Consider the following 25,942-nt stretch of genomic DNA (forward strand, 5'->3'; position numbering starts at 1 on the left):
TTTATTTAGTGCGTGTTAAGTAAGCTACACTTTGCTGGAGTAGCATTGCGCCGTTTGGCGTTAGTATTGATTCTGGATGAAACTGGTAGCCCAATGCATTGTCACTATGATGATAAATAGCCATAGGGATATCTTCGTACTGGGCAATAACCTCAATATTATCAGGTACTTTTGTTGCCATTAATGAATGGTAACGTGCCACAGGTATTGTATTGCCCATACCATCAAATACAGGGTGCTCGCCTAAATTAATAATTGAAGACTTACCATGTACGGTTTCACCCGCGTGACCGATTACTCCGCCGTAGCTTTGTGTTAACGCTTGTTGACCCAAACAAATGCCTAGCATTGGGAAGTGGCCTTTAGAGAGCTCAATAAGCTCCATTAAACAGCCTGCATCGCTTGGTGTTCCAGGACCCGGCGAAAGTACTAATAGTACTTGGCCTTGCTCTTGGCGCATTTTGTTAAAAATAACCTCAGCGCTAATGTTGTTTCTGTAAACAACGAGTTCGCAGCCAAGCATCGTTAGCTCATCAACTAAGTTATATGTGAATGAGTCAAAGTTATCTAAAAAATAGATTTTAATAGGATTCGCTTTACTCATTTTATACCGCCTTATACGTAGATTTTATGGCGGTGATAACCGCTTGTGCTTTAGCGCGAGTTTCGTTTGCTTCTGAAATAGGATCTGAGTCAAACACCACACCGGCACCTGCTTGCACATACGCTTTGTTATTTTTAACAAAAGCTGAGCGAATAACAATACAGCTATCCATTGCGCCATCACCGGTTAAGTAACCTACTGCGCCGCCATAGCTGCCACGGCGCTTGCCTTCTGTTTGACGAACTAGCTCAGCAGCACGCACTTTTGGTGCACCAACAAGCGTGCCCATGTTCATACACGCTTGGTAAGCATGCAGTGCGTCAAGCTCTGGTTTTAAAGTACCTACAACGCGTGACACTAAATGCATTACTTGTGAATAGCGGTCTACTTTTAATAGCTCTTTGGCAAAACGAGTACCTGCAACACTAATGCGGGCTACGTCGTTACGGGCTAAATCGACAAGCATTAAATGCTCGGCGCGCTCTTTTTGATCGTTTCTAAGTTCAAGCTCAATGCGGCTGTCTAGGTCTGGATTTATTTGCCCATTAGCAAATTTGCCACGTGGGCGGGTGCCAGCAATCGGGTATACTTCAACTTGCTGAGATTGCACTGTGTATTTAAGTGCTGATTCAGGCGATGCGCCAAATAAAGCAAAGTCTTCATCGCGCATATAAAACATATACGGGCTTGGGTTTTGCTTTTTAAGCTGGCTATAAGCGTGCAGAGGATCAGGACAAGGTAGTGAAAATGTACGCGACGGCACTACCTGAAAAATATCACCGTCTACAATATTCTTTTTAAGCTTAACCACTTGCTCGCAGTAAGTGTCATCGTCAATATCAACGCTTACCTCACATTCGCCACTTTGCATATCCGCACTAAATTCTGAAGCGTTATCGCACAGTGTATTTAATCGCTCTAGCTCTTTGCCTACTTCAAAGCAATTTGCATGTACGTCTGGACCGTTAAATACATTACCAATGAGTTCGGTTGTTTGTTTTTGATGATCAATAACAACTAAGGTTTCGGCTAAATAAAATACGTAATCTGGGCAGGTATTTTCGCCATCTGGTACATCACTTAACTGCTCAAAGTTTGCTACCATATCGTAGGCAAATACACCGCCTAAAAACAACGAAAATGGATTGTTAGTTGTGCTTTTAATACTGTTAATACAAGTACGAAGGGCGCTAAATGCATTATCTGCAACTAGTTTACTTGCTTCGTCAGTATCGCCGCTTGTGTCTAAATAACACAGGGTAAGCGTTGCGCCGTCTAAAGTGGCATCACAGCTTTTAACATTTGCCTGCAAGTAGCTAAGTAGTTGTTGCCCATTATTAGATTGAGCAGTAATAGTAACTGTTTTACCTTGGCATACGATGCGTAGGGCACAGTCGACTAAAATTAAACTTTTTACACTGTCTTTAGAATCAATCTCAGCCGATTCAAGCAGTAGTGAGTTAGGCTTATCAAGTGCCGCGTATAATGCAAGTGGACTACTAATATAGTCGCGTACTTGCGTAATGCTTGTTACTTCGCCTGGTGTGGTAGTTATATGACTAAAAATCAAACCTCATTCCCTCAAAAAATTAAACCCCGCAATGCTTTAGCAATGCGGGGTTTGAATAACGATATCTAAATTACAAACAGATCATTACCGTCCCGCTATATCAGGCGCCACCACCAACGATGTGTAAGAGTAAGACCGTTATTCATGTTTTTCTGCCTCAAAATTTATTAAATATTTTTAACGTATACGTTTCGTAAAATTTAGTTATAAAAAAACCCGCATAGTTGCGGGTTTTGAATTTTTGTTAGACACGACAATTCATCACCCGATAATTACGAGTGCCACCACCAAATAGTGTTTAAGTTTGAATTGATCATTATTGTTAATTCTTAATGTGTCTGAAAGTGGCTACAGTAAAACGTATCTTATGCTTTTGTGTCAAGTGTTTATTTAAAACAATTTAGTCAAAAAAGTTGTTATACTTACATAAACACTAGTAACCCTTAATTTTAAGCAGTTTTCTTTTGATAAAATATGATTTACATAGCCATACCACACATTCAGACGGGCGTTTAACGGTTGAAGAATTATTGCATCGCGCTGTTGATAAAAATATTGATGTGTTTGCTATTACCGATCATGACACTGTGGCGGCTATTAAGCCTGCGCAGCAATTTATTAAAACCGAAAACTTACCGCTTTCATTAATAACGGGTACCGAAGTGTCTACTAAATGGGAAAGCTTCGAAATTCATATTGTAGGTTTAAATATTGATATTAATAATATTGACCTTACCTCTTTATTATCAGCTCAGCAGCAAAAGCGAGAAGAGCGTGCACTAGAGATTGGTGTTCGCCTTGCAAAAAATGGCTTTGATGGCATTTACGAGCAAGCTAAAGAGCTGGCAAAAGACGCACAAATAACGCGTGCACATTTTGCACGCGCCCTTATTGAGCGCGGTGTTGCTAAAAATTTCCCGGGTGTTTTTAAAAAGTACTTAGGGCGTGGCAAAACAGGCTACGTACCAAGTTGCTGGTGCACCATGCAAACCGCTATTGAGGCCATACATGCCGCTGGTGGTGTTGCTGTACTTGCGCATCCAAGTAGTTATCAAATGTCAAACAAGTGGCTACGCAAATTATTAGTAGAATTTAAAAGTGTAGGAGGGGACGCAATGGAAGTTGCACAACCTCAACAGGCGCCAAGCGAACGTCAATTTTTAGGTGAACTCAGCCGTGAGTACGAACTACTTTGCTCGCAAGGGTCTGATTTTCATTTTCCGACAAGCTATTTAGAGCTTGGCAAAAATTTATACCTACCAAAAGACTGCCAAGGTGTTTGGCAAGCTTGGGAAGGAGAAGGGGCATTAACATGAGTCAATTATTTCATATTCATCCTGATAACCCGCAACCGAGACTAATTAGTCAAGCCGTTGATATTATTAAACAAGGCGGCGTTGTTGTTTACCCAACAGATTCGGGCTACGCCATCGGTTGTAACATTGGTAATAAGCAAGCCAAAGAGCGCATAGAGCGTATTCGTGGTATTGAAAAAAACGATAATTTTACGCTAGTTTGCCGTGATTTATCGGAGTTATCTACTTATGCACGCGTAGATAACCAGCTATTTAGACTCATTAAAAATAATACGCCAGGGCCTTATACCTTTATTTTTAAAGGCACAAAAGAAGTCCCTAAACGTTTATTAAACGACAAGAAAAAAACCATTGGCATGCGTGTAATTGAACACCCAATAGCCTGTGCGTTACTTGCCGAACTTGGTGAGCCGTTAATGTCGTGTTCTTTAATTTTACCAGGTGAGCAGTTTACAGAATCAGATCCTGATGAAATATTGGATCGATTAGATAAACACGTTGATTTAATTATTCACGGTGGCCACTTAGCCGAGCAAGCAACCACGGTAATCGATTTGTCGGAAGATGAAGTCAAGATTTTGCGTGTTGGCTGTGGTGATACAAGCCCGTTTGAGTAATAGCGAGTGAGCGAAAGCAATGCGAATACAAAAAATAGTGAAAAGCCAGTGCAGCAAAAGCTGCCACTGGCTTTTTTGCATGGTAAAGCGGTTGTAGACAAACCAGAAGATTTATACATTCCACCTGACGCGCTCGAAATAATATTAGAAACCTTTGAAGGCCCGCTCGATTTACTGCTCTATTTAATTAAAAAGCATAAGCTTGATGTACTCGAACTTTCTATTTTTAGTATTACAGAGCAGTACGTAAGTTATGTAGAAATGATGACAGAATTTCAACTCGAACTTGCTGGCGAATATTTAGTAATGGCTGCGTTACTTGCGCAAATTAAGTCGCGCTTATTATTACCTGTACACGAAGAGCTTGAAGAGGAAGAAGATCCTCGCGCTGAGCTTATTAAACGCCTGCAAGAGTATGAGCTGTTTAAACAAGCCGCCGAAAACCTCGACGATATCCCTCGTGTTGGTCGTGATATTTTTATAGCGCATGCCGCTATGCCAATAAGTGAAGATACAAGTCAAAACCTCCCCGAACTTGAACTTAAAGACTTAATGCTGGCGCTGAGTGATGTAATGGCGCGTGCAAAAACCTTTGAGCATCATCAAATTACTGCTGAAGTACTCTCAACCCGAGAGAGAATGAGTCAAATATTACAGCAATTATCGCAAGCAAAGGCAGCGGTTGTATTTAATGCACTTTTTACCCCAGATGAAGGGCGAAGTGGTGTAGTAGTTAGTTTTATTGCCATGCTTGAGCTTATTAAAGAAGGGCTTGTTACCTGTTTGCAAGTAAACCCTGAAAGCTTAATTTATGTCAGCTTAAGCGAACAATCCACCCTATAAAACTATCTGTTTAATCCTCCATTTTTGCACAACTGACTTTAAATAATCTGAACTCTGGTTAAGAGACTTTCTACGTATTGAATCATGGTGATATTTAAGTTTATTTTCAGCGCAGTTAGCGCTGAAAATAGCTGCTCAAGATAGATTTATTATTCAAATTTCAGGCTAAATAACAAAGTTCTGTGCGTATACGCACGTAAAGTGTTTGTAAATGTTATTTTCATTTACGGCTGTGCACTATATTGTAACGTCATAGCATTATAGGACGTTACATATGTTTAAAAATACACCTTCATCTTACGGACTTGTCGCCATTATTTTACATTGGCTCATGGCGCTGACTATTTTTGGCCTGTTTGGTTTAGGTTTATATATGGTTGAGCTTACTTATTACGATAGCTGGTATAAAGGTTCACTCGATTTACATAAGAGTATTGGTATTACGCTTGTGGCCGTATTTTTATTTAGAATTTTATGGCGTGCTTTATCTACACAACCTAAACCATTAGGTGAGAGTATAGGCATGAACCAATTAGCGCATACGGCGCATATTGCTATGTATATTATTTTGGCTGTTATTGTTGTTGCAGGGTATTTAATATCAACCGCAGACGGGCGTCCAATAGAAGTATTTACTTTATTTAACGTATCAGCGCTTGATTTTGCCTTTGATGACCAAGCCGATATTGCAGGAAAAGTACATTATTACGGCGCGTGCACATTAATCGGGTTTGCAGTATTGCATGCACTAGGGGCGTTAAAACATCACTTTATCGATAAAGATAAAACCTTAATTAGAATGATCAAACCATTAAAGGATGATTAAAATGAAAAAATTATTAGTAAGCACAGCCGTTTCGGCTGCAATGATGTTATCGGCAACAGCCGCCAATGCAGCTGATTATGTAATTGATACAAAAGGCGGGCACGCATCTGTTAACTTTAAAATTAAACACTTAGGTTACAGCTGGTTATATGGTCGTTTTAATACTTTTGACGGCACATTTAGTTACGATGCTAAAAACCCTGATGCGTCAAAAATTATGGTAAACATTGATACCACAAGTCTTGACTCTAACCATGCAGAGCGCGATAAGCATTTACATGGTAAAGATTTTTTAAATGTAGATAAATACCCAAAAGCGACATTTAAAAGCACGAGTATTAAATTTGATGAAGACGGCGAAGAGGCTGATGTAACCGGTGAGTTTACGCTGCACGGCGTAACTAACACTATTACCTTTGAAATAGATAAAGTGGGCGAAGGTAAAGATCCGTGGGGCGGCTACCGCGTAGGTTTTGAGGGCGAAACCAGCCTTAAACTTACCGATTACGGTATTGATTATAACTTAGGACCTGCATCTACTCATGTTGATATTATTTTATCAATAGAAGGCGTTCGTCAGTAATACCATTATTAAATATAAAAACGCCACTTACTGTGGCGTTTTTTTTGCTTAACAGAAACTCAAATTAAGCGACTTCGAATTTGCTTATTTTGCGCTATTAATACGTGACTGTAATAGCGGCCTTAAATGCTCGGGCAACCAGCGCATGAGTAAATCATTATAAGCCTGCGTTTTTTTAATAACTTTAAGCTGCTTATTAAGAGTAGCAATGTTTTCTGCGCCTTGCTCGTTTTTAGTACAGCCAATAAAACCATAACTTAACGCAGGTGATTCGGTTAATGGATGCTGCGTTAAGTTCTCTTCAAAGTGCATTGATTTAGCTAAATAGTAATGCTCGCTTGGGTAACCCAGCAAAATATCAATTCGTTTTAGGTTAAGCATATATGTGAGGCTCGCTAGGCTATCGCGAGTGGGTCTAATTACTAAATCTATATTAGGCGTACTGTTTATCAATGTATCTATCTCTTGGCCATAAGAGCGGCTCATAGAGATCCCAAGAGTTAGTTTTTTATCTTGTATTAAATCTAATAGTGATACTTCTTTTGATTCCGCTATATTTAGCGCTTTGGCGAGCCTTTTGTGCATTGCTATTGAAGGCGAGAGGCCCGTTGTTGAGCTTTCGTCTGTAAAATAAATATGCTCTTTTCTGTAATCATTTTTATAAAGCGATAACGCACAAACATTATTTGAAGTATTAGACAGCTCTTGGATTACCTTACCTGAGGGGATAAGCATGCGGTTAAAGGTAATATTAGGAAGTTGTTTTTCAAGTAAATAAATTATGCTTTCGTCACGGCCTTGGTGTTGATATTGACCATTTAAAATATAATAGGGTGCAAAGTCGTGCGCTAGCCAGTTTATGGTTCTAGCATTGCCTATTGAGGTCAGACAGAAAAAAAGTAAGAAAGTTAAAAATATACGGAGCATTACAACAGCTGCCAGTAATTATTATTGTAAAACTATTGTAACCAATAAAGAGCTAAAAAGTAAAATGCCAGCAACGAGGCTGGCATAATATCTTATCAATAATTGCAATAATAAAAGGGCAATTAAAGTTATGTGTTGCTTAGTTAGCTTTTAGCCACTTAACAAACTGGCGTGCATCACTCGCTTTTTGAAACAATGCATTTTTTAAACCTTGTGTATCACTAAAGATTACACGATGTTTGTTTACTGAAATTGATTGCACTGGATGTGCGATTTGGATCATAGACCCATTATATTTATAAGACATAATAAAACTCACTTTATTCTTGTTATTTATTCTGCGCTATATTTTTATAGCAAATTGCAGTTAATAAATTAACGATGTTGTGTTTAGCTTCATTACAGTGTTGACGATCTTTATGACACTTTTGCGATGATAGTAAAAAATCATCTCGGTATTATTCAAGGGGTTCTCGCCGTACAATAACTTAGCTTTCAAATATACGTTTTGCGGGGCTTACTGGATCAGGGTAAATGGTTAACCGCGGCGGTTTCTTTAAACCAGAGAGGGAAGGTAACTTATATATAAATTGTGTGCAAGCTATTTTTGTAAAAATATTTATAATAAATCTTATCAACTGCTTACAAAGCCCGTTTTTAGTTACCAAAGGATAAGTATGAATTACCTAATAGTGAGTGATATTTATGGTTTAACCCCTGCTTTAAGGAGGTTATCACAGGCAATTAGTTCAAATTTAGTTATTGTTGACCCTTACAATAACAAGTATCAAGCCATTGAAAGTGAACAAGATAGTTACAACAATTTTATACAGCAGTGTGGCCATGATAAATACACCGACAAACTTCAAAAATGCTTTGAGAGTTTAAAATTGCCAACGACGTGTATTGCTTTTAGTGCAGGGGCAAGTGCAGCATGGCGGGCACAGTTATTAACAGGCAATACACACCTTAAAAAGTTAATTGGCTTTTATCCGTCGCAAATTAGACATAACTTAAATTTAAGTGCAAAAGTACCCTGTGAGTTCATATTTCCAGCAAGTGAGAGTCACTTTAATGTTGATGAAGTTATTAAAGCTTTAAGCACCAAAGCGGATGTTAAGTGCTATAAAACCAATTTTTTGCATGGTTTTATGAACGAGTACTCAACCAATTTTAATGCGCAAGGGCTTGTTGAATATAGTAACTATATAAAACTGAGCAGCCGTTAAAGCGTGTTTAGCTGCTCTTTACTAATATCAGGAAAATCGGTGCGGGTATTATATTTTGCATACAGCGTTATAAAAACGCTACTACCGGATAGCTTATCTAACTCTTTTATAAAGGTTTTCGCACTAGATCGAGCGGGTCTACAGCATACTTGATACTGTTTTATTATACCCGCGACAGATAAACCTTGTTTTTGTAGCTCCAAATCGGCCTGTGCAAAAAAAGCCGCACCCGTCCAATAAACACGTTGCTGGGCTTGTTGTTTCCACATATCAGCAGAGAGCTTATTAAGTGGCTGTGTTTTAGTTTTAGTTTGCAGGCGGGCACGATCAAATCCTGCATTTAAACGTTGTACAAATTGCGGCTGGGTAATTATACCGCTGTCACGCATTATTACGTTTTGCATGTAACTAGCAAAACCCTCGCTTAGCCAAAAACCGGAGTAGGGAAGTAGCGGCAAATATAAATGCGAAAGTTCATGGTATAGCGTCCAATCTTTAGTGAATGCATTTAAACTGGCATAGCGATCTATATGTAGTTCAAGCCCATCGGGGTTATTGCGCTTAACTGTAGCCCAAGGTACAGGCTCAAAAGCAAAGTATTGCGGTTTTAAATAAATAGGCAATGTGGTTTGTTTTAAAGGTCCCAGTGTATTTTGTGTTTTTTCAGCACTTTGATTAACCCATGTAGACACCGTATTTTGAGCATTACTTGAGAGCGAGCTAAGGTTATGTATGACTACTTCAACGGCTAATGCGTTAAAAGAGCTGATTAATAGTAGCAGTACAAAAAAGAATTTCATTAAAATGCTCCACTGTAATTTAATAACTGGTACGAAAATTCTAATATACAAGACCAACTAAATGGATAAATAATCACGCCTAATTCTTTATTTTTTAAAATGATAGTAACTATAAAAGTACAAATACAGACACTCCTAGCTAAGCATGGTTTAATCAATTAATCGTTATTTTAAGTTAGGTTTAGCCATGACGTATCAGCATATTCAAGTTCCTGAGCACGGCCAAAATATCACTATTGATGCACAAGGACACTGGCAAATACCGTTAGAACCTATCATTGCTTTTATTGATGGCGATGGCGTGGGGCTAGATGTTATGCCGGTAATGCGCCATGTTGTTGATAGTGCAATTGAACATTGTTATAAAAGCGCACGGAAAATTCATTGGATGCAGGTTTATAATGGCGAGCAGGCCGCAAAGCTGTATGACGGTGATTGGTTTCCACAAGAAACAATTAACGCGGTACGTGCCTGTAAAATTGCCATAAAAGGGCCGTTAACCACACCGCTGGGTGGTGGCTTTCGATCTCTTAATGTTGCACTCAGGCAAGAAATGGATTTGTTTGTAAATATGCGCACTATAAAAGGCTTTAGTGCGCTCCCTTCTCCTTTAAAAAACCCTTTTTTAACAAACATAACAGTGCTTCGTGATAGCAGCGAAGACGTGTACTCAGGTATTGAGTGGCAAGCAGGCAGTGTAGAAAGCGAAAAAATGCTCGATTTTTTATGTGAGGAAATGGGCGTAACCCGCCTAAGGTTTTCACAAGAGTGCGGAATTGGTATTAAAAATATATCTAAAGAAGGCTCTGAGCGACTAATGTGTTTTGCAATTAACTATGCACTTAAAAACGATAGTGAATCATTAACGCTAGTACACAAAGGTAATGTACTTAAATTTACCGATGGGGCATTTAAGCGTTGGGGGTTTGCACTTGCACAAAACGAGTTTAATGCCACTGCACATGAAAATGGGCGTTGGTTGCAAATAGAGCGAGCACACCAATCGCCCTTAATTATTAAAGAAGTCATAGCTGACAACATGCTGCAACAATGTTTAATGCATCCAGAGCAATTTGATGTAGTGGTGACGACTAATCAAAATGGTGACTTTTTAGCGGATATGCTCAGTGCACAAGTTGGTGGTGTTGGCATAATGCCTGCTGCAAATTTAAATAACGATGTCGCATTTTTTGAGCCTACACACGGCACGTTTGAACGTATAGCAGGGCAAAATAAAGCAAACCCCAGCAGTAGTATTTTAAGTGCGGTATTAATGCTTAAATTTATGGGGTGGGACGAAGCCGCATTACTCATAGAAAATGCGTTAGAGCAAACATTTAAAAGCGGTGAAGTAACCTTTGATTTAGCGCAAGAGCAGAGCGATAACTCAACAACCTTAACTTGTACTGGCTTTGCAAAGAAGGTTATCGAGCACTTTTAAATACATCCATTATTAAGCTGCTGAGGCAGTTTTTATTCTGTGCATACAAGGGCGGTTGGTTAACTGCGCTGCACGATGGTAAATCTCGTGTGCTTGGGGTTCATCGCACTGTGTACCACTAAGCGTATCCATTAACGCAACAACAATAATTGCAGGAACCTGGCAGCAATACTCGTCTAAAACGGCTTCCGTAGTTTGTGCATCAACATGGCAAAGTGGATGATTTTTAAGTTGGTATGCATTTAATAATGTATCAACTTCTAATACATCATCTGGTTGATGCTTTGTTTTACGGCATTTACAACCAAACTCGTCAACTAAAGTAGCTAACGCTTGGTAAGTTTCAGTGGTGTTAGCCTTAGTGCATAACTGCTCTTCAATGAACTGATGCAAGTTAACATCGATGAATAATCCGTCTTGGCGTGTGAAAGAAGTTGTTGTCATAATAATTACTCTTAGTTTGTTGGCTTAACTTCACTCTAGCGCTAAGTGTATTATTAATAAAATTGTTGTTTTCAATAACTGATATTGATTTTATCAATAGTAAGTTTTAAAACTAAATAAAAAATAGAAAACATATCTAAATAATACTAATTAATTTGGTGCAATGCGGTGAAAGTGTGCACAAAACTGGAACAAGGGGAGGAGTTGAGGAATAAAGAAGGAATTTTAGTTAATTGTTTTTATTGAATTTTAATTATTTTATGAAGTTGGTACTAAGCTTGCTAATAATACGCTGTAGGTAGATTCCTATATCGACGATTTCCAAAAGCGCCACGGTATTTTCCCAAAGTTGAATACCGTGGCGCTTTTTTATTTTTCGCGTGTATTTTATTTAGCCGTCACAATAGCAATAACAATGTTAAATTTTAATAAAGTAGGGAACAGCCACTAAAATAGCGCCTACAATCAACAGCATGCTAACACTGGTCATAAAGTACGGAAAAACCAATAATGACAAACCAATACAAAGTGGCACTACGGCTTTTTTTCTTCGCCCGTAAGTAAGGTAGCCAATACCTATGCCGCCAAACAAAACACTCCACGCAATTATTGATGCACTATCCATTTATAAATTACCTATTTTGAAATACTGATTTAAATTACGACCGACATAGCCAGTTTTTCAATACCATGTGAAGGAGTCCATCTTTTGAATTCCACGAAACCATGCTTTTTATATAAACTTATTGCAGGAGTATTAGCAACTGCAGTCTCAACTCTTGCATGAGATAAATCACCGATTGCTAGAACATAATTTATTAGCTTACTTGCGATACCTTTTTTAAAATAGCTAGGATCAACGGTTAAACTACAAATATCTAAACACTCGTTGTTTGTATCTACTTCAATAACAGCTACTAAACATTCATTTTCGCTGTAGCCATAAAAGGTTGTTTCTGATTTTTTAATATCTTCAGTATTACGTGTTAAAGGAGGGAAGTTATGCGCGCCGATCAGTTTAGCCTCAATAGCATAGGATTTTTGAAAGACAGCAAAAATTTTATTTGCAGTATCGTTATTCTTATTATTAAGTTTGTTTATCATTGTCTTCTTTTTTAGAAAATAAAGCATGAATACCATATGCCGTAATAAAACCTCCGGCACTAATTGTGAAAAAAAGAAATAAATAAAACTTTTTCGGGTTATTTTCTAAAGATGCCACTGCCGGCTCATTGTATCTCTTATAAATAACACCACTTTCGTAATTAAAATAGCTGCGCAAAAGAATAAACAAACCTAGAACAATACACAGGAGCGCTTTACTTGTTTTCTTAGTGTTCTTTTTAGCTATTACTATTTGTTGCGCAGCTTTTGGCTCAGTACGACTTGGTTTAGCTAATTCATCTTTAAGGCGTTTGTAGTTCTCTGGATATTTATGTGAGTCAATACTTTCAATTGCTTCGTTTAATTCACTAAGTGAATAAGCAGAGTAATCAATATTTATAATAATCTTCCTTAAAAGGCTCTTAAATAACACTTACACAGCAAGGTTTTTAAATTGTTGTTATTTAATGGTATTTTTATAATCCGATTAAGTTTATTTTAATGTAGCAAAGACTTGAGGTTAGTCACTTTTACTTTCATATTTAAACTCGAATGAAACTATTGCAGCCAATATACCTCCAGTCGCTAATATAGCAGCGCTAAATAACATCTCCCATAATAATTTTTTCAACAGTAGAGTCTGATGAATATTTGTAAATATTACGCTCCAAGTTTGTTCAAAGTTGTATAAATTAACAACTTCATGAACATCATATAAAAAAGTACCTAACCCATTCAAAAAGTATGCAAGAGCTATATAAACAAAAAGTCGTGCAGTAAATAAGAGGGTTTTTAAATTATCAGTTTCAACTTTAGAGAAAGGAAGAAAGCTAATTTTGGTGACCTTGCTCATTATAAGTGAACACTTCAAATATAGGTATTGGTACATAAAATTCCATTTTTTAATATGTCTTAGGTTATTGATAACGAGTATCTAAAGTTATTGACTTTATATTACTAATTAAGAATAACGCAGTACCTATTTTGATTCAATTCTTCAGCGAACATTGTATTTGAGTTCTAGCTTTTTCATTAGGTAGTTTTTAACTCAATGTATTTAAAATGCTAACCAAGCTATTAGCTCAAAATAAGATGATTCAGTACATAGCACAGGCACTCTCATTAGGCTCTTGAGTACTAATCAAAGGTTTGCTCTTAATTACCTATCTGCAATCGTTTTAGCAAACGCTAATAATTCACGCCTTAACCATTGGTGTGCAGGCGCGTGGTGTAGTAGCGGGCTCCATATCATTTTTACCTCAATAGGCACTATTTGAAATGGCACAGGGCTGATTACTAAATCAGTATGAGAAGTTAATAACTTAGCTTGCCTGCGCGGTAGGGTGGCAATAAGTTGCTCTGATTGGCAAAGCAGGCTTGCGACCATGTAGTGGCGAGTAAAAACACGTATTTTACGGGTTTGCTCTAGTTGCCAAAGCGCTTCGTCTACCCAGCCTAATTTTTGCTTACCTGATTTATTAGTAACAGCGGCCTCTGGTCCCCAGCCTGCACGGTTTACCCAAATATGTTCTTTTTGTAAGTAGTCGTCTAACCCTGAATGTTGTAAAAATGTATTTTTAGGATGCGTTAAACAACAGTAGTTATCGCGCCAAACACTGGCCTGATGAAACGAGCGAGGGAGACCGTTAAAGCGGTTTATAGCTAAATCTATAGTGCCTTTTTCCATGTCTTGTAGGTTTACGTCGCTTGGGCTCAATACATCAAAATTAATACCGGGGTTTTTACTAAGCTGCGCCGTTATAAAAGGGGCTATTAAGGTCGACTCTATATAGTCGTTTGCCATTATTCTAAAGGTAACTTCAGCGGTTGTAGGGTTAAACTGCTCACTAGGCTGCGTAATAGCTTCAGCCATTTTTAATAGGGCCTCAACTTCAGGCTTTAATGCAAGTGCCTTTGCCGTTGGCGTCATAGAGCCTGCGGCACGCACAAGTAGCGGGTCGTCAAATAAATCGCGCAAACGTTTTAGCGCATTACTCATAGCCGGTTGCGTAAGAGCAAGTTTATTTGCAGCTTTTGACACACTTTTTTCATCTATTAACACATTTAAATAAACGAGAAGGTTAAGATCGACATTTCTTATATTCATATGGGCGTGTTGGCCTTTCAGGGTTGAAATTTGTTCAATCTAGGGGCGATTTAATCGCGGCGCGAGGTTTGCCACCTAGTGGGCTAAGTAAAAATCGAGCAAAGCTTCCGCGTCCTGCTCACGCCCCTTACCTACATCCATGTAGGCAACAAAGAGTTAATTGTCCCTAGAAAGAACCCTATGGGCAGTGTGTATTTGGCCTTTATATAGCGTTAAAGTACATTTATGGGGAGTCACAACACTACATGTACTTTGCCTTGCTTAAAAACCAAATACACGGCTGCAAAATTAACCTCGAAAGGTCAATACGCCCAATAAATTCTATTTATATGCTTTATTAATTATCTAAATTAAAGCCTGCTTGCTAAGGTGTAAACCATTAATAAAAAATAACCGCCATAACTGGCATCAATATAAGTGCTGTATTTATGCAAAATAAGCTAACAAATCAATCTAATAATGCGCTACAACACGTTGTAGCCAGTAAGCTTGCACGATCTGTTTTTGCTGGATTTGAGGCGATGTTTTCGCAATTTTTAAATATTACACTGGGTGCACAAAGCCGGTTTGAGCAACGACAGTATCACAGTGTACAAAGTGCTATGCGTGAACGTTTACAGGTGTATGAGCGCGAAGTTAAAAACGTGAGTGAAGCCGTCAGAGTTATTGCTTATGCTGAACTTACTTGCCCGCAAACGTGGCAGTTAGCTAAAAATATTTATGGCGATATGGTAGAAAATCACGAAAATAAACCTATTGCGCATACCTTTTTTAACTCAACGTTTGGCGCAATTTGGGACGATAAAAAAATTCGTACTGTGCATTTGTTTGTATTAAAAGCAAAGTATCGTAGTGAGCCACGCTCTTATGAAAGCTTAGTGAGCAGGGTATCGCTACATAATGGGTTTAATAACGCCGTTAAAACGCTTATCACTAATCAAGTATTTAGAGTGCCGTTTAGTCATTTAGAACGCGATGTAGCCACATTACAAAGTACGTTAATGCAAGGCTCTAAGCAGCAATGCAAACAGGTGTACGAACTTATAAATTTAAACGATGGGTATATTGAATACGCCAACTCATTATTTTTTAGAAACAAAGCCTGTTATTTAATTGGGCGCTGCATTGCTAAAAATGGCGACAATATGCCTTTTGCTATCGCTATTTTAAATACCGATGAGGGACTAAAGCTTGATGCTGTAATGATGGGCGCCGATCAATTAAGTTTATTATTTGGTTTTGCACGCACCTATTTTATGGTTGATACCGATAAGCCCGCTCGTTATGTAGATTACTTAAGTGTGTTAATGCCACATAAACAACGCTTTGAGTTATTTAACGCCATTGGTTTTATAAAGCACGCCAAAACTGAGTTTTATCGACACAAGGTTGATACGACTAAAAATAGTCCAGCCAACTTTAAGTATGTTACAGCACCAGGGACGCCAGGTATGGTAATGCTGGTATTTACTATTGAAGGGCTAGATTACGTTTATAAAGTAATTAAAGACAAATTTAGTGCGCCAAAAACAGCCACCAAAGCACAAGTGAAAGAAAAGTATAACTTTGTAAAACAAGCCGATAGGGTTGGTCGTTTGGTAGACACACACGAATTTAGATATTTAGCGTTTGATTTAAGCCGTTTTAGCGACGAGCTGCTTGAGCAGATGAAAAGCCAAATTGGTAGCAGTATGGTTATATCGGGCAAGGCACTTATTTTAAAGCACGTTTACGTTGAGCGTAAAATGACCCCACTTAATTTGTATATTAACCAATGCGATAACAAAACCTTAGAAAGAGTGATGCATGATTACGGTAAAGCAATTAAAGAGTTAGTCGGCGCTAATATATTTCCGGGCGACATGCTAATGAAAAATTTTGGCGTAACGCGATGGGGGCGAGTGGTATTTTACGACTTTGACGAAATTTGCCCACTGACCGATTGCAACTTTAGAGAGGTGCCACAAACCCAAAATGCACTTGAAGAGCTAAGTAGTCACTCGTATTTTGATATAGCCGAAAATGATATATTTCCGAGCCAATTTAAGGTGTTTTTTAGTGCTAACGAACTTGCGTTTAACTATTTTAATAACGAGCACAGTCATTTGTTTTTAGCGCCATTTTGGCAAGGCTGCCAGCAACAAATACATAATGGCTATCTACCCGATGTTTATCCTTATAAACAAAGTTGGCGATTTTGAGGTTGTTTGAATCTGTGTTCATCCCCATCTATATGTTATTACAGTTTTTAAACTTGGAGCAACAATGAAATATATTTCTCATGAAGATGGTAATCTTGCATTTAGTGAAACCGAAAAACCGGTTTTAAAGAGCCATGAAGTACTTGTTAAAGTTGCAGCAATAGGTGTAAACCGTGCAGATAGCATGCAGCGTCAAGGAAAATACCCGGCTCCTGCGGGAGATAGTCCAATTTTAGGTTTAGAATGCGCTGGTGTAGTTAGTGATATTGGCGGTAAAGTTGATAGAGTTTGGCTTAATAAACGTGTTTTTACCTTGTGCTCAGGCGGCGCTTACAGTGAATATGTAGCCGTTGATGCAAAGCAGCTTATGGAATTACCCGATGATGTAACAATGGCAGAGGGGGCTGCAATAAGCGAAGTGTACCTAACAGCATTTGGCGCTTTATTTGAGCTTGGTAAATTGCAAAAAGGGCAAACAGCACTTATTCATGCAGGTGCTAGTGGTGTGGGCGGTGCAGCAATTCAAATGGCTAAAAGCGCAGGTGCAACCGTTGTTATTACTGCCGGTACGGATGATAAATGCCAACACGCAAAGGAACTCGGTGCCGATCATGCAATTAACTACAAAACCACTGACTTTGTAGAATATATGAAAGCAAATGAGTTAACAGCGAATGCAATTGTAGATCCTGTTTCGGGGAGTTACTTAAATAAAAATGCCGCTATTGCAGCGATGGATTGCCAAATTGTAATGCTTGCATTTTTAGATGGACGTTTTGCAGAAGTTGATTTTGCCGCGCTTTTACGCAAACGTATTTCGTTTCATGCCTCAACGCTTAGAAATCGTAGTATTGAGTTTAAACGCCAGGTGCGCGACGACTTTGTAGCGCGTTTTTACAATGATATTGCCACTAAAAAGTACGACTTTAACCTGTATAAAACATTGCCTTGGAGCGACGCAAACGAAGCTCATGCTATTTTAGAGCGTAATGAAAATGCTGGTAAAGTTGTTTTACTTGTAGAGTAACTCTTTAATTTTAGGGTTTAGCCCATATACTAAGCCCTATAAAAAACACTTAAGGTTTAATAATGAATCCAATACTAGCAATACTTAAAGAGCACAATGTAAGCGACGAAAAAGTAAAAGCATTGTTTGAAGCGTTTACTCAAAACCCAATGATGGCAATGGCGCTTGTTCAAGAGCTTGGTATTCCGCCAGAAAAACTACAGCAACTAATGGCAGTCGTAATGACTCAACCGCACCTTATTAAAGAAGCGACTGACGAACTTGGTTTAGATTTTGAAAAAGTAAAAGAAGCGAAAGAAAAACTAAATCAATAATTTTTTATGTGATGAAACAAAAATAAATAAAAGAGCATAAGTATTTACTTATGCTTTTTTATTTGACTTATTCTTTTATGACTACTCTTTTGGAAGTAGTACGGTGTCGATAACATGAATTACGCCGTTGCTTGCTTTTACATCAGCTTTTACAACTTTAGCATCATTTATCATTACGCCCATGCTGTCGGCTTTAACCATAACTGATTGGCCTTGTAGTGTTTTCGCACTGTCTACCTTCATTACATCGGCTCCCATCACTTTTCCAGACACTACGTGATAAGTTAATACCGCCGTTAGCTTGTCTTTGTTTTCAGGCTTGAGTAGCATTTCAACAGTGCCTTCAGGTAATTTAGAAAATGCAGCATCTGTTGGTGCAAAAATAGTAAATGGTCCTTTACCTTGCAGTGTTTCAACTAAACCTGCGGCTTTAACAGCAGCAACAAGAGTAGTGAACGAACCATTTTCAACGGCTACTTCAACAACGTCTTTTTTCATACCATGATGATCAGCATAAGCCATTGTAGTAAATCCAAGGCTTGCAGTTGTAAACAATAATGCAGTAGTAATTTTCTTAAACATTTTATTTTCCTTTAAGTTAATACCCGTTGGTTTCGTTAAATGTTACGACGCTCTAAATTTAATCGATCAATTAAAATTAGTAGTCAACATGTTTTGTTACATCATTGATTGAACTGCAGCTAGTTAGCAAAGTCATATAAATAGTTACTCAATTAAAGACTTGTTCAATTGAAGGGAATAGGCATGAAATTAGTTTATAAGTTTTGGAAAAATAACCGCTCTCTTATCGTATTTATTGCACTGATGAGCGTATTTAGAAGCGCTGTTGCCGATTGGTACGAAGTGCCAACAGGCTCAATGAAACCGACAATTCAAGAAGGTGACAGAATACTTACCGATAAAATGGCCTACGATATTCGCGTCCCATTTACGCACATAAAATTACTTAAATTAGCGGATCCACAAGCTGGTGATATTATTGTTTTTGACTCACAAGCTGCCGATAACCGTTTAATTAAACGTGTAATTGGTGTGCCAGGAGACACCGTTGCGCTTGAAAATAATGAGCTCATTATTAATGGTAAAAAACTTAATTATGCAGATCAGCGAAGCAACATAGACTCGCTTGATAAAATTGAAAATTTAAACGGATTAGAGCATTCGATAAGAGTGGCAAATATTCCTTCACGTTTATCGGGGTTTGATGCAATTACAATTCCTGATGATTATTACTTAGCAATGGGCGATAACCGCGACAATAGCGCTGACTCGCGTGTAATAGGTTTAATTCCGCGTAACGAGTTATTAGGAAAAGCAGAACGCGTTATAGTGTCACTTGATTACGATAATTATTACCTACCAAGAAAAGATCGCGTATTGAAAAAGCTGAATTAATTAGTAGTAATTAATTTTGTATAGCGCCCAATCAAATTTTATGAGCACACATTTGGCTATTTTATAAATAAAATAAACTGCCTATTTAGGCAGTTTACTTATATAGTTTTTTACAAGCTTGGTAAGGTGGCTACGCTCTTGTTCGGTATTTAATACCTTACAAAAATCGCCACTTACTGCCGCGCCACAAGCACCTGCTTCAAACCATTGTGATAAATTATCTAAATTCACACCACCAACAGGTATTAATTGTGCTTCTGAAAATGGACCTGTTAATGCTTTAAAGTAACCAACGCCCATACTGCCCGCAGGAAATACCTTAATAATATCTGCCTTATATTCAATTGCATTTGCTACATCGGTAGGTGTTAGCGCGCCCATTAATACCGGCAACCCGTGCTGGTGGGCAAGTTCGACAACCGATTTGTTGGTATTTGGCGTTACAATAAACTGCGCGCCTGCATCAATTGCTTGCTGAGCAAGGGTGGTGTTAATTATTGTGCCTGCACCAATAAGTGCGTTTTTATGAGCTGCGCGTGCTTTTGTTATTTCTTGCTCAAAGCCAGGCGTGTTTGAAGTGATTTCGAGTGCGTTTATGCCTGCATTAACTAAGCAATCAATTAATGGAGCTACGTCGCTTTGTTGTTTTAAGCGTAAGATTGCGAGTAACTTATATTGCTTGATTAGCGCACTGGTATTTAGTCTTTGGGTATCAAGGTTGCTGGTCATGGTTGTTGATCTAAAAAATATTTTAATACACTGATATTATTTAAATAATGCTTATAAAGCAAATAGGGAAGCCCATAAAAAAACCGCTGATGTATCAGCGGTTTTTATTGTATGAGTAATATTACATTACGCGCATACCAGGCTCTGAGCCGTCATCTGGGTTAAGAATATAAATTTCTTTTCCGCCAGGACCTGCTGCTAATACCATGCCCTCAGACATACCAAAGCGCATTTTACGAGGCTTAAGGTTAGCGACCATAACGGTTAACTTACCTTCGAGGTCCTCTGGTGCGTAAGCTGATTTAATACCTGCAAACACTTGGCGAGTTTCGCCGCCTAAATCAAGTGTTAGCTTAAGTAGTTTATCAGCGCCTTCTACGTGCTCTGCTTTAGCGATTTTAGCTACGCGTAAGTCTACTTTTGCAAAGTCATCAAATTCTATTTCGTCGCTAATCGGCTCTTTTGCAAGTGGGCTGTTAGGGTCAATAGTTACTTTTGGCGCTAAGCTTTCTTTAGATTCTTCAACCATTTTATTTACTTTATCCATTTCAACACGCTGCATTAACGGTTTAAATTTATTGATAGGGTGGCTTACGAGAGCATTTTGAACGCCGTCCCATGCAAGGTCGTCATTTAAAAATGCTTGTACGTTGTCGGCCATTTCTGGTAGCACTGGTTTTAAGTAAGTAATTAAAACGCGGAACAAGTTAAGACCAAGAGAACACACTTCGTGTGCTTCTTGTTGCTTAGTTTCGTCTTTAATTAATACCCAAGGTGCTGCGCCATCAATAAATTGGTTTGCTTTGTCGGCAAGCGCCATTATTTCGCGAATTGCGCGGCTGTAATCGCGGTTCTCATAGTGTGTTGTAATGCTAGGTGCAGCCGCTTGAAACTCTGCTAACAGCTCTGGTTGCATAATAGTGCTGCTTAGCTTGCCATCAAACTTTTTAGTAATAAAGCCAGCACAACGGCTCGCTATGTTTACTACTTTACCTACTAGGTCTGAATTTACGCGTTGTGCAAAGTCTTCTAGGTTTAAATCAAGATCAACAATACCGCTGCTTAATTTTGCTGCGTAGTAGTAACGTAAGTACTCTGGGTTTAAGTTATCTAAATAAGTACGCGCTTTAATAAACGTACCCTTTGATTTAGACATTTTTTCGCCATTTACAGTAACAAAACCATGAGCGAATACGTTAGTTGGCTTTCTAAAATTAGCGCCTTCTAACATTGCTGGCCAAAATAAGCTGTGGAAATAAATGATGTCTTTACCAATAAAGTGATAAAGCTCAGCGTCTGAACCTTCAGCCCAAAACTCATCAAAGTTGATGCCTTTTTTATCACATAGGTTTTTAAAGCTCGCCATGTAACCAATAGGTGCATCTAACCAAACGTAAAAATATTTGCCCGGTGCATTTGGAATTTCAAAACCAAAGTAAGGCGCATCACGGCTAATATCCCACTGCTGCAGGCCATCGGTAAACCATTCGTCTAGCTTGTTAGCCATTTCTTGTTGAATAGTGCCCGAGTGTAACCACTCTTTTAGCATGCCTTCAAATGCTGGCAGGTCAAAAAAGTAATGTTCAGAATCTTTAAGTACAGGCTCTGCACCTGACATTACAGAACGCGGATTAATGAGTTCGGTAGGGCTGTATGTAGCACCACACGAATCACAACTGTCGCCGTTTTGGTTTTCAGATTTACACGTTGGGCAAGTACCAGTTACAAAACGATCGGGTAAGAAAATACCTTTTTCTGGATCGAATAATTGCGAAATAGTGTGCTTTTTAATATGACCGGCATCGTTTAGGCGGTTATAAATAAGTTCGCTTAATTCTTTGTTTTCTTGGCTGTGCGTGCTGTGGTAGTTATCAAATTTGATATTAAAGTCAGCAAAGTCGCGTTGACGCTCTATGCTCACTTGTTTTACCATTTCTTCAGGCGTGATCCCTTGCTTTTGCGCATTAAGCATAATTGGCGTGCCGTGGGCATCGTCTGCGCAAACATAATAAGCTTCGTGGCCCTGTAGTTTTTGAAAACGTGACCAAATATCAGTTTGAATATATTCCAATAAATGACCTAAGTGAGTAGGGCCATTTGCATAAGGTAATGCGCTGGTAATCAGGATCTTTCGCTGCGTCATAATCATTCCGAATTGAGGATAAAACGCCGTTTTTATTATACAAACGGCAATTATCATTAATTTATCTACAAGCTATTTGCTTAGAGTGCACACAGCTTATGGATTTTTATTAATTGACTGGTGTTAATGCCCTGAATGTTACATAATTCCGTGGCACTTTTCATCAAAGAAACGCTATTTAATTGCTATGTTTGGACTGTCGAAACTATTCTCTTCTAAATCGGTGCAAAAACAACCGATTATTACTGCCTTAGCGGCATATCGCAGTGCGGCTTTTGCCGTGGGTATTGACGAAAGCTTCATTAATACTATTACTCAAAATGACGATAAATCACTACAAATCAAATTAACTCTGCCATTTGCTGGGCAATCAGAAATGCCTTTAGTTGAGCAACACGTATGTGAAAGCTTAAATGTGCCTGTAACTATTAGCGCCAAGGTTATCATTAAAGAGGCGGCTAAGTTTAAAGCGATTAAACATATTGTACTTATTGCCTCAGGCAAAGGTGGGGTAGGTAAGTCGACTACTGCTGTTAACTTGGCAGGCGCGCTTAAAAATGAAGGCGCAAAGGTGGGTATTTTAGATGCTGACATTTATGGCCCATCTATCCCAATGCTTTTAGGATTAGTGGGCGCAGAGCCCGTCACTAAAGATAACAAACAGCTACAGCCTTTTGATGCCAATGGCATTAAAGCGCAGTCAATTGGCTTTTTAGTCCCAAGCGATGATGCCACCGTATGGCGCGGGCCAATGGCGTCAGGCGCGCTTAGCCAATTGCTTAACGAGACTGATTGGGGCGAGCTTGATTACTTAATTGTAGATATGCCACCGGGCACTGGTGATATTCAACTTACAATGAGCCAAAAAGTACCAGCGAGCGGCACTGTTATTGTCACTACGCCGCAAGACTTAGCCCTTGCCGATGCGCAAAAAGGCATTGCCATGTTTAATAAAGTAAACGTGCCAGTGCTGGGCTTAATTGAAAACATGAGTTATTACATTTGCAGCCATTGCGGCGAAGCTAACCACGTATTTGGTAAAGACGGCGCACAAAAATTGGCGCACAAGCACGGCGTACCCGTACTTAGCCATATTCCTCTTGCTATAGATATTCGAGAATACTCTGAGCAGGGCAAACTTATTGCTAACGATAACGACGCCGCAATAAGCAAAACATACAGCGCAGCAGCGAGGCTTATAGCCAGCACGCTCTATTATCAACAGCATCACAATCCGATTGAAATTGTGATTACAGAAGATTAATAAATAATGAGACTTTCAGACACACATATTAATGAATACTTAAGCGATGGCCGCATTGTTATTGAGCCTGCACCTACAAGCGATATGATTTCAGGTGTTACTGCCGATTTACGCTTAGGTAATAAATTTAGAACCTTTAATGCGCACAACGCGGCATACGTCGATTTGAGTGGTCCAAAAGATCAGCTAAATAAAGCCATGGAATCAATCATGAGTGAAGAAATAGTGCTGGATGAAGGTGAAGCATTTTTTTTACACCCAGGTGAACTTGCTCTAGCTATTACACACGAAAAAGTAACTCTGCCAGCAGACATAGTAGGGTGGCTAGATGGACGCTCATCGCTTGCGCGTTTAGGTTTAATGGTGCATGTAACTGCGCACCGAATCGACCCAGGCTGGAGCGGTAATATTGTGTTAGAGTTTTACAACTCAGGTAAATTACCACTGGCGCTTCGCCCACTGATGAAAATTGGTGCTATGAGCTTTGAAATGCTATCGGGCCCGTGTGCAAACCCATACAATATTCGTAAAGACGCAAAATATAAAGATCAAAACAGCGCAGTAGCAAGTCGCATTAGTGACGATAAGTAACCACTAAATAAAGCTTTTATTCGTCCATTTTATGAAGCGCATAACCCAGTAGTGCAAAATACTGGTTAAGCGCTTCATTTGCTTTATTAAGTGGGTGCAACAAGTTTGCTAAGTATAAAGATGAAAGCTTTATACCTTTAATTCAATATTTACAATAATAGCCATTTATTTTAATAGTGAAGTGAGAATACAACGGTAATTAATGATTCTTCCCTTTGGTACTATCTATTCAAACAAATCTTTCTTTAAACGCCGTAGGGCTTAATCCGATTATCTTAATAAATACTTTGCGAAAACTGTTTACATCGTCATAGCCAATATTCAGAGCCACTCGCTCAAAACTGTGAGTGGTCGATTCTAATAGCTCACATGCCTTTTGCACTCTTATTTTTTGAATATACTGTATCGGCTTTAATGTTGTGGCATTGGTAAATTGTCGAAGAAATGTTCGCTCGCTCATACAGGCCAAAGCTGCTAGTACAGAAACATTCAGTGTTTTACTATAATTTGCTTGAATGAAATGCTGAACTAGTAATATTTGTTTATTCCCGTGATTAAGTTTTGGCGAAAAACTACCGTAATAGCGTTGTTCTCTTCTACCCGTATCAACGATAAGAAACTTTCCAAGTGTACGCATAACGTGTGGTTTTGTGAATTGAGCCACGATTTCTAGCCCTAGATCAATCCATGACATCAGCCCACCTGCGCTAATAATATCACCGTCATTAATTAGTAAACTTTCAATCTCAAGAGATACTTTAGGGAATGCCTCATGAAATTCATCAGCTAATTGCCAATGTGTTGTAGCAACACGATTATTTAATAAGCCTGTTTTGGCAAGTATAAATGCACCAGCGCAAGCAGAGCATAATATAGTCCCTTTTTGATGAGCCTCGTTGAGGTATTGCAACAACTTGGGTTGAGGCGTGAAGAAATAATCACCATCTAAGTTTGGTGGGAGAATAATAATATCATTTTGGCTCATCCCATCTAAATCTATATCGGGCTGAATGACCTTTACAGAGAACTGAACTTCAAGCTGGCTTTCTATAACTATCCTGTTTGCCAAAAAAAATAACTCTTTAAAGCCTTGTACTGCACTTTGTAGGGCGTTGGGGTAGTCGATAATTGTGATCTGAACATGCTTTGTCATTTTTAAACTGATTTATGGCTATTTCGCCATCGGTGTAATGAGTTGATGTTTTGCATAATAGTCTCAACAGATAACCTAAACAACATAAGAGAGATTATTATGTCTAACATAGCATTACTACTTATTGATTTACAAAACGATTATTACTCTACATTCGAAGGAGCTAAATGGCCTCTGTCTGGAACTGAAAAAGCCTCAGAAAATGCAGCAATACTACTAGCTCAATTTCGTGATAATGGTATGCCTGTAGTTCATGTTCGTCATGAGTTTCCTTCTGACGAGGCTCCGTTCTTTGTGCCTAACTCTGATGGTGCGAAAATCCATCCTACGGTTACTCCAATTGAAGGTGAGCCGGTCGTTTTAAAGCATCAAATAAATAGTTTTCGCGATACAGATTTACAAAGAGTACTAGAAGAGCTCAACGTTGAAAGGTTGATTATTGTTGGTGCTATGAGCCATATGTGTATTGATGCTGTCACTCGTGCTGCAGTAGATTTTGGCTATGAATGTCATGTAGCACATGATGCTTGTGCTACATTAGATCTTGAATTTAATGGGGTGGTAGTATCTGCACATAATGTTCATCATGCATTTATGGCTGCATTGAGCTTTGGTTATTGTAATGTTCAGAGCACAGACAAATTACTAGATTTAGTTCGCTAACCATTAGTACAGGTAATGGTTTAGCTAAGC

At 38.7% G+C, this 25,942-nt stretch carries 29 protein-coding genes; 14 read left to right on the forward strand and 15 right to left on the reverse strand.

Translation table 11 applies throughout. From position 1 onward, the window contains the following. Nucleotide 1 precedes the first annotated feature (1 nt). Together GQR52_RS02745 and GQR52_RS02750 are read right to left on the reverse strand one after the other, a co-directional pair. Nucleotides 2-604 (reverse strand): aminodeoxychorismate/anthranilate synthase component II, encoded by a 603-nt coding sequence (locus tag GQR52_RS02745; RefSeq protein WP_165727365.1) that lies wholly within the window; start codon nt 602-604, stop codon nt 2-4. A 1-nt stretch (nt 605) separates the two neighbouring features. Then, on the reverse strand, nt 606-2,174 hold the full coding sequence (locus GQR52_RS02750; protein ID WP_165727366.1) for an anthranilate synthase component 1: 1,569 nt from the start codon (nt 2,172-2,174) through the stop codon (nt 606-608). A gap of 464 nt (nt 2,175-2,638) precedes the next feature. On the opposite strand from GQR52_RS02750, the gene GQR52_RS02755 reads away from it, so the two are divergent. From GQR52_RS02755 to GQR52_RS02775, 5 genes are all read left to right on the forward strand, one after another. Continuing rightward, nucleotides 2,639-3,490, forward strand: coding sequence for a PHP domain-containing protein (locus tag GQR52_RS02755; RefSeq protein WP_165727367.1), 852 nt, complete (start codon nt 2,639-2,641; stop codon nt 3,488-3,490). Beyond that, nucleotides 3,487-4,107 (forward strand): L-threonylcarbamoyladenylate synthase, encoded by a 621-nt coding sequence (locus GQR52_RS02760; RefSeq protein ID WP_165727368.1) that lies wholly within the window; start codon nt 3,487-3,489, stop codon nt 4,105-4,107. The genes GQR52_RS02755 and GQR52_RS02760 overlap by 4 nt, the downstream gene beginning before the upstream one ends. Nucleotides 4,108-4,113: 6 nt before the next feature. Continuing rightward, complete coding sequence (locus GQR52_RS02765) at nt 4,114-4,950, forward strand: ScpA family protein (protein WP_165727369.1); 837 nt, start codon at nt 4,114-4,116, stop codon at nt 4,948-4,950. 274 nt (nt 4,951-5,224) lie between these two features. After that, nucleotides 5,225-5,776 carry a cytochrome b gene (locus GQR52_RS02770; protein ID WP_165727370.1) on the forward strand — a complete coding sequence of 184 codons (552 nt, stop codon included), beginning with the start codon at nt 5,225-5,227 and terminating at the stop codon, nt 5,774-5,776. 1 nt (nt 5,777) lies between these two features. Next, entirely contained in the window at nt 5,778-6,359 is a 582-nt protein-coding gene (locus tag GQR52_RS02775; RefSeq protein ID WP_007582505.1) for a YceI family protein, read from the forward strand. 84 nt (nt 6,360-6,443) lie between these two features. Here the strand turns inward: GQR52_RS02775 and GQR52_RS02780 are convergent, their stop codons facing one another. Both GQR52_RS02780 and GQR52_RS02785 read right to left on the reverse strand, forming a co-directional pair. Further along, nucleotides 6,444-7,286 carry a transporter substrate-binding domain-containing protein gene (locus tag GQR52_RS02780; protein ID WP_165727371.1) on the reverse strand — a complete coding sequence of 281 codons (843 nt, stop codon included), beginning with the start codon at nt 7,284-7,286 and terminating at the stop codon, nt 6,444-6,446. Nucleotides 7,287-7,425: 139 nt separating this feature from the next. Next, on the reverse strand, nt 7,426-7,593 hold the full coding sequence (locus GQR52_RS02785; protein ID WP_002961566.1) for a hypothetical protein: 168 nt from the start codon (nt 7,591-7,593) through the stop codon (nt 7,426-7,428). A gap of 370 nt (nt 7,594-7,963) precedes the next feature. Here GQR52_RS02785 and GQR52_RS02790 point away from each other — a divergent pair, with 370 nt between their 5' ends. Beyond that, complete coding sequence (locus GQR52_RS02790; protein ID WP_165727372.1) at nt 7,964-8,515, forward strand: hypothetical protein; 552 nt, start codon at nt 7,964-7,966, stop codon at nt 8,513-8,515. Here GQR52_RS02790 and GQR52_RS02795 read toward each other — a convergent pair. Further along, nucleotides 8,512-9,315: a hypothetical protein gene (locus GQR52_RS02795; protein WP_165727373.1), complete on the reverse strand. Its 804-nt coding sequence runs from the start codon at nt 9,313-9,315 to the stop codon at nt 8,512-8,514. The two genes, GQR52_RS02790 and GQR52_RS02795, sit on opposite strands and share 4 nt — an antisense overlap. Before the next feature lie 187 nt (nt 9,316-9,502). Here GQR52_RS02795 and icd point away from each other — a divergent pair, with 187 nt between their 5' ends. Continuing rightward, nucleotides 9,503-10,756: an NADP-dependent isocitrate dehydrogenase gene (gene icd, locus GQR52_RS02800; RefSeq protein ID WP_165727374.1), complete on the forward strand. Its 1,254-nt coding sequence runs from the start codon at nt 9,503-9,505 to the stop codon at nt 10,754-10,756. A gap of 12 nt (nt 10,757-10,768) precedes the next feature. On the opposite strand, the gene GQR52_RS02805 is transcribed toward icd, so the two are convergent. The 6 genes from GQR52_RS02805 to GQR52_RS02830 all read right to left on the reverse strand — a co-directional run bounded on the left by GQR52_RS02805 (nt 10,769) and on the right by GQR52_RS02830 (nt 14,411). After that, nucleotides 10,769-11,200: a hypothetical protein gene (locus tag GQR52_RS02805; protein WP_165727375.1), complete on the reverse strand. Its 432-nt coding sequence runs from the start codon at nt 11,198-11,200 to the stop codon at nt 10,769-10,771. A 418-nt stretch (nt 11,201-11,618) separates the two neighbouring features. Continuing rightward, on the reverse strand, nt 11,619-11,825 hold the full coding sequence (locus tag GQR52_RS02810) for a hypothetical protein (protein WP_165727376.1): 207 nt from the start codon (nt 11,823-11,825) through the stop codon (nt 11,619-11,621). A 29-nt stretch (nt 11,826-11,854) separates the two neighbouring features. After that, on the reverse strand, nt 11,855-12,304 hold the full coding sequence (locus GQR52_RS02815) for a GNAT family N-acetyltransferase (protein WP_165727377.1): 450 nt from the start codon (nt 12,302-12,304) through the stop codon (nt 11,855-11,857). Next, on the reverse strand, nt 12,288-12,737 hold the full coding sequence (locus GQR52_RS02820) for a hypothetical protein (protein WP_101163613.1): 450 nt from the start codon (nt 12,735-12,737) through the stop codon (nt 12,288-12,290). Before GQR52_RS02820 ends, GQR52_RS02815 begins: the two co-directional genes overlap by 17 nt. An 87-nt stretch (nt 12,738-12,824) precedes the next feature. Beyond that, complete coding sequence (locus GQR52_RS02825) at nt 12,825-13,157, reverse strand: hypothetical protein (protein ID WP_139016249.1); 333 nt, start codon at nt 13,155-13,157, stop codon at nt 12,825-12,827. A gap of 306 nt (nt 13,158-13,463) precedes the next feature. Beyond that, the gene (locus tag GQR52_RS02830; RefSeq protein ID WP_101216732.1) at nt 13,464-14,411 is read right to left on the reverse strand and encodes a LysR family transcriptional regulator; all 948 of its coding nucleotides are present in this window, start codon (nt 14,409-14,411) and stop codon (nt 13,464-13,466) included. Nucleotides 14,412-14,839: 428 nt separating this feature from the next. On the opposite strand from GQR52_RS02830, the gene aceK reads away from it, so the two are divergent. The 3 genes from aceK (at nt 14,840) to GQR52_RS02845 (ending at nt 17,953) form a co-directional block, all read left to right on the forward strand. Continuing rightward, entirely contained in the window at nt 14,840-16,612 is a 1,773-nt protein-coding gene (gene aceK / locus GQR52_RS02835; protein ID WP_165727378.1) for a bifunctional isocitrate dehydrogenase kinase/phosphatase, read from the forward strand. 64 nt (nt 16,613-16,676) lie between these two features. Beyond that, complete coding sequence (locus GQR52_RS02840; RefSeq protein ID WP_165727379.1) at nt 16,677-17,639, forward strand: zinc-binding dehydrogenase; 963 nt, start codon at nt 16,677-16,679, stop codon at nt 17,637-17,639. Between the two features lie 62 nt (nt 17,640-17,701). Further along, nucleotides 17,702-17,953, forward strand: a complete 252-nt coding sequence (locus tag GQR52_RS02845) for a DUF2999 family protein (protein ID WP_007582532.1) — start codon at nt 17,702-17,704, stop codon at nt 17,951-17,953. Between the two features lie 81 nt (nt 17,954-18,034). Here GQR52_RS02845 and GQR52_RS02850 read toward each other — a convergent pair whose 3' ends face one another. Then, on the reverse strand, nt 18,035-18,535 hold the full coding sequence (locus tag GQR52_RS02850; RefSeq protein ID WP_165727380.1) for a fasciclin domain-containing protein: 501 nt from the start codon (nt 18,533-18,535) through the stop codon (nt 18,035-18,037). Between the two features lie 183 nt (nt 18,536-18,718). On the opposite strand from GQR52_RS02850, the gene lepB reads away from it, so the two are divergent. Continuing rightward, complete coding sequence (gene lepB, locus GQR52_RS02855) at nt 18,719-19,369, forward strand: signal peptidase I (protein WP_165727381.1); 651 nt, start codon at nt 18,719-18,721, stop codon at nt 19,367-19,369. Between the two features lie 81 nt (nt 19,370-19,450). Here lepB and GQR52_RS02860 read toward each other — a convergent pair whose 3' ends face one another. Beyond that, nucleotides 19,451-20,098 carry a bifunctional 4-hydroxy-2-oxoglutarate aldolase/2-dehydro-3-deoxy-phosphogluconate aldolase gene (locus GQR52_RS02860; protein ID WP_165727382.1) on the reverse strand — a complete coding sequence of 216 codons (648 nt, stop codon included), beginning with the start codon at nt 20,096-20,098 and terminating at the stop codon, nt 19,451-19,453. Between the two features lie 121 nt (nt 20,099-20,219). Next, nucleotides 20,220-22,241 carry a methionine--tRNA ligase gene (gene metG, locus GQR52_RS02865; RefSeq protein WP_007582537.1) on the reverse strand — a complete coding sequence of 674 codons (2,022 nt, stop codon included), beginning with the start codon at nt 22,239-22,241 and terminating at the stop codon, nt 20,220-20,222. 187 nt (nt 22,242-22,428) lie between these two features. Here metG and apbC point away from each other — a divergent pair, with 187 nt between their 5' ends. Together apbC and dcd are read left to right on the forward strand one after the other, a co-directional pair. Then, nucleotides 22,429-23,505 (forward strand): iron-sulfur cluster carrier protein ApbC, encoded by a 1,077-nt coding sequence (gene apbC, locus GQR52_RS02870; RefSeq protein WP_165727383.1) that lies wholly within the window; start codon nt 22,429-22,431, stop codon nt 23,503-23,505. 6 nt (nt 23,506-23,511) lie between these two features. Further along, nucleotides 23,512-24,096, forward strand: coding sequence for a dCTP deaminase (dcd, locus tag GQR52_RS02875; protein WP_010554233.1), 585 nt, complete (start codon nt 23,512-23,514; stop codon nt 24,094-24,096). 229 nt (nt 24,097-24,325) lie between these two features. Here dcd and GQR52_RS02880 read toward each other — a convergent pair whose 3' ends face one another. Further along, complete coding sequence (locus GQR52_RS02880) at nt 24,326-25,249, reverse strand: helix-turn-helix domain-containing protein (RefSeq protein ID WP_165727384.1); 924 nt, start codon at nt 25,247-25,249, stop codon at nt 24,326-24,328. Between the two features lie 99 nt (nt 25,250-25,348). Between GQR52_RS02880 and GQR52_RS02885 the strand changes: the two genes are divergently transcribed. Further along, nucleotides 25,349-25,912: a cysteine hydrolase family protein gene (locus GQR52_RS02885; RefSeq protein ID WP_024592527.1), complete on the forward strand. Its 564-nt coding sequence runs from the start codon at nt 25,349-25,351 to the stop codon at nt 25,910-25,912. Nucleotides 25,913-25,942: the final 30 nt, after the last annotated feature.

The organism is Pseudoalteromonas sp. 31A1, from assembly GCF_011378815.1.
GTDB lineage: Bacteria > Pseudomonadota > Gammaproteobacteria > Enterobacterales > Alteromonadaceae > Pseudoalteromonas > Pseudoalteromonas arctica.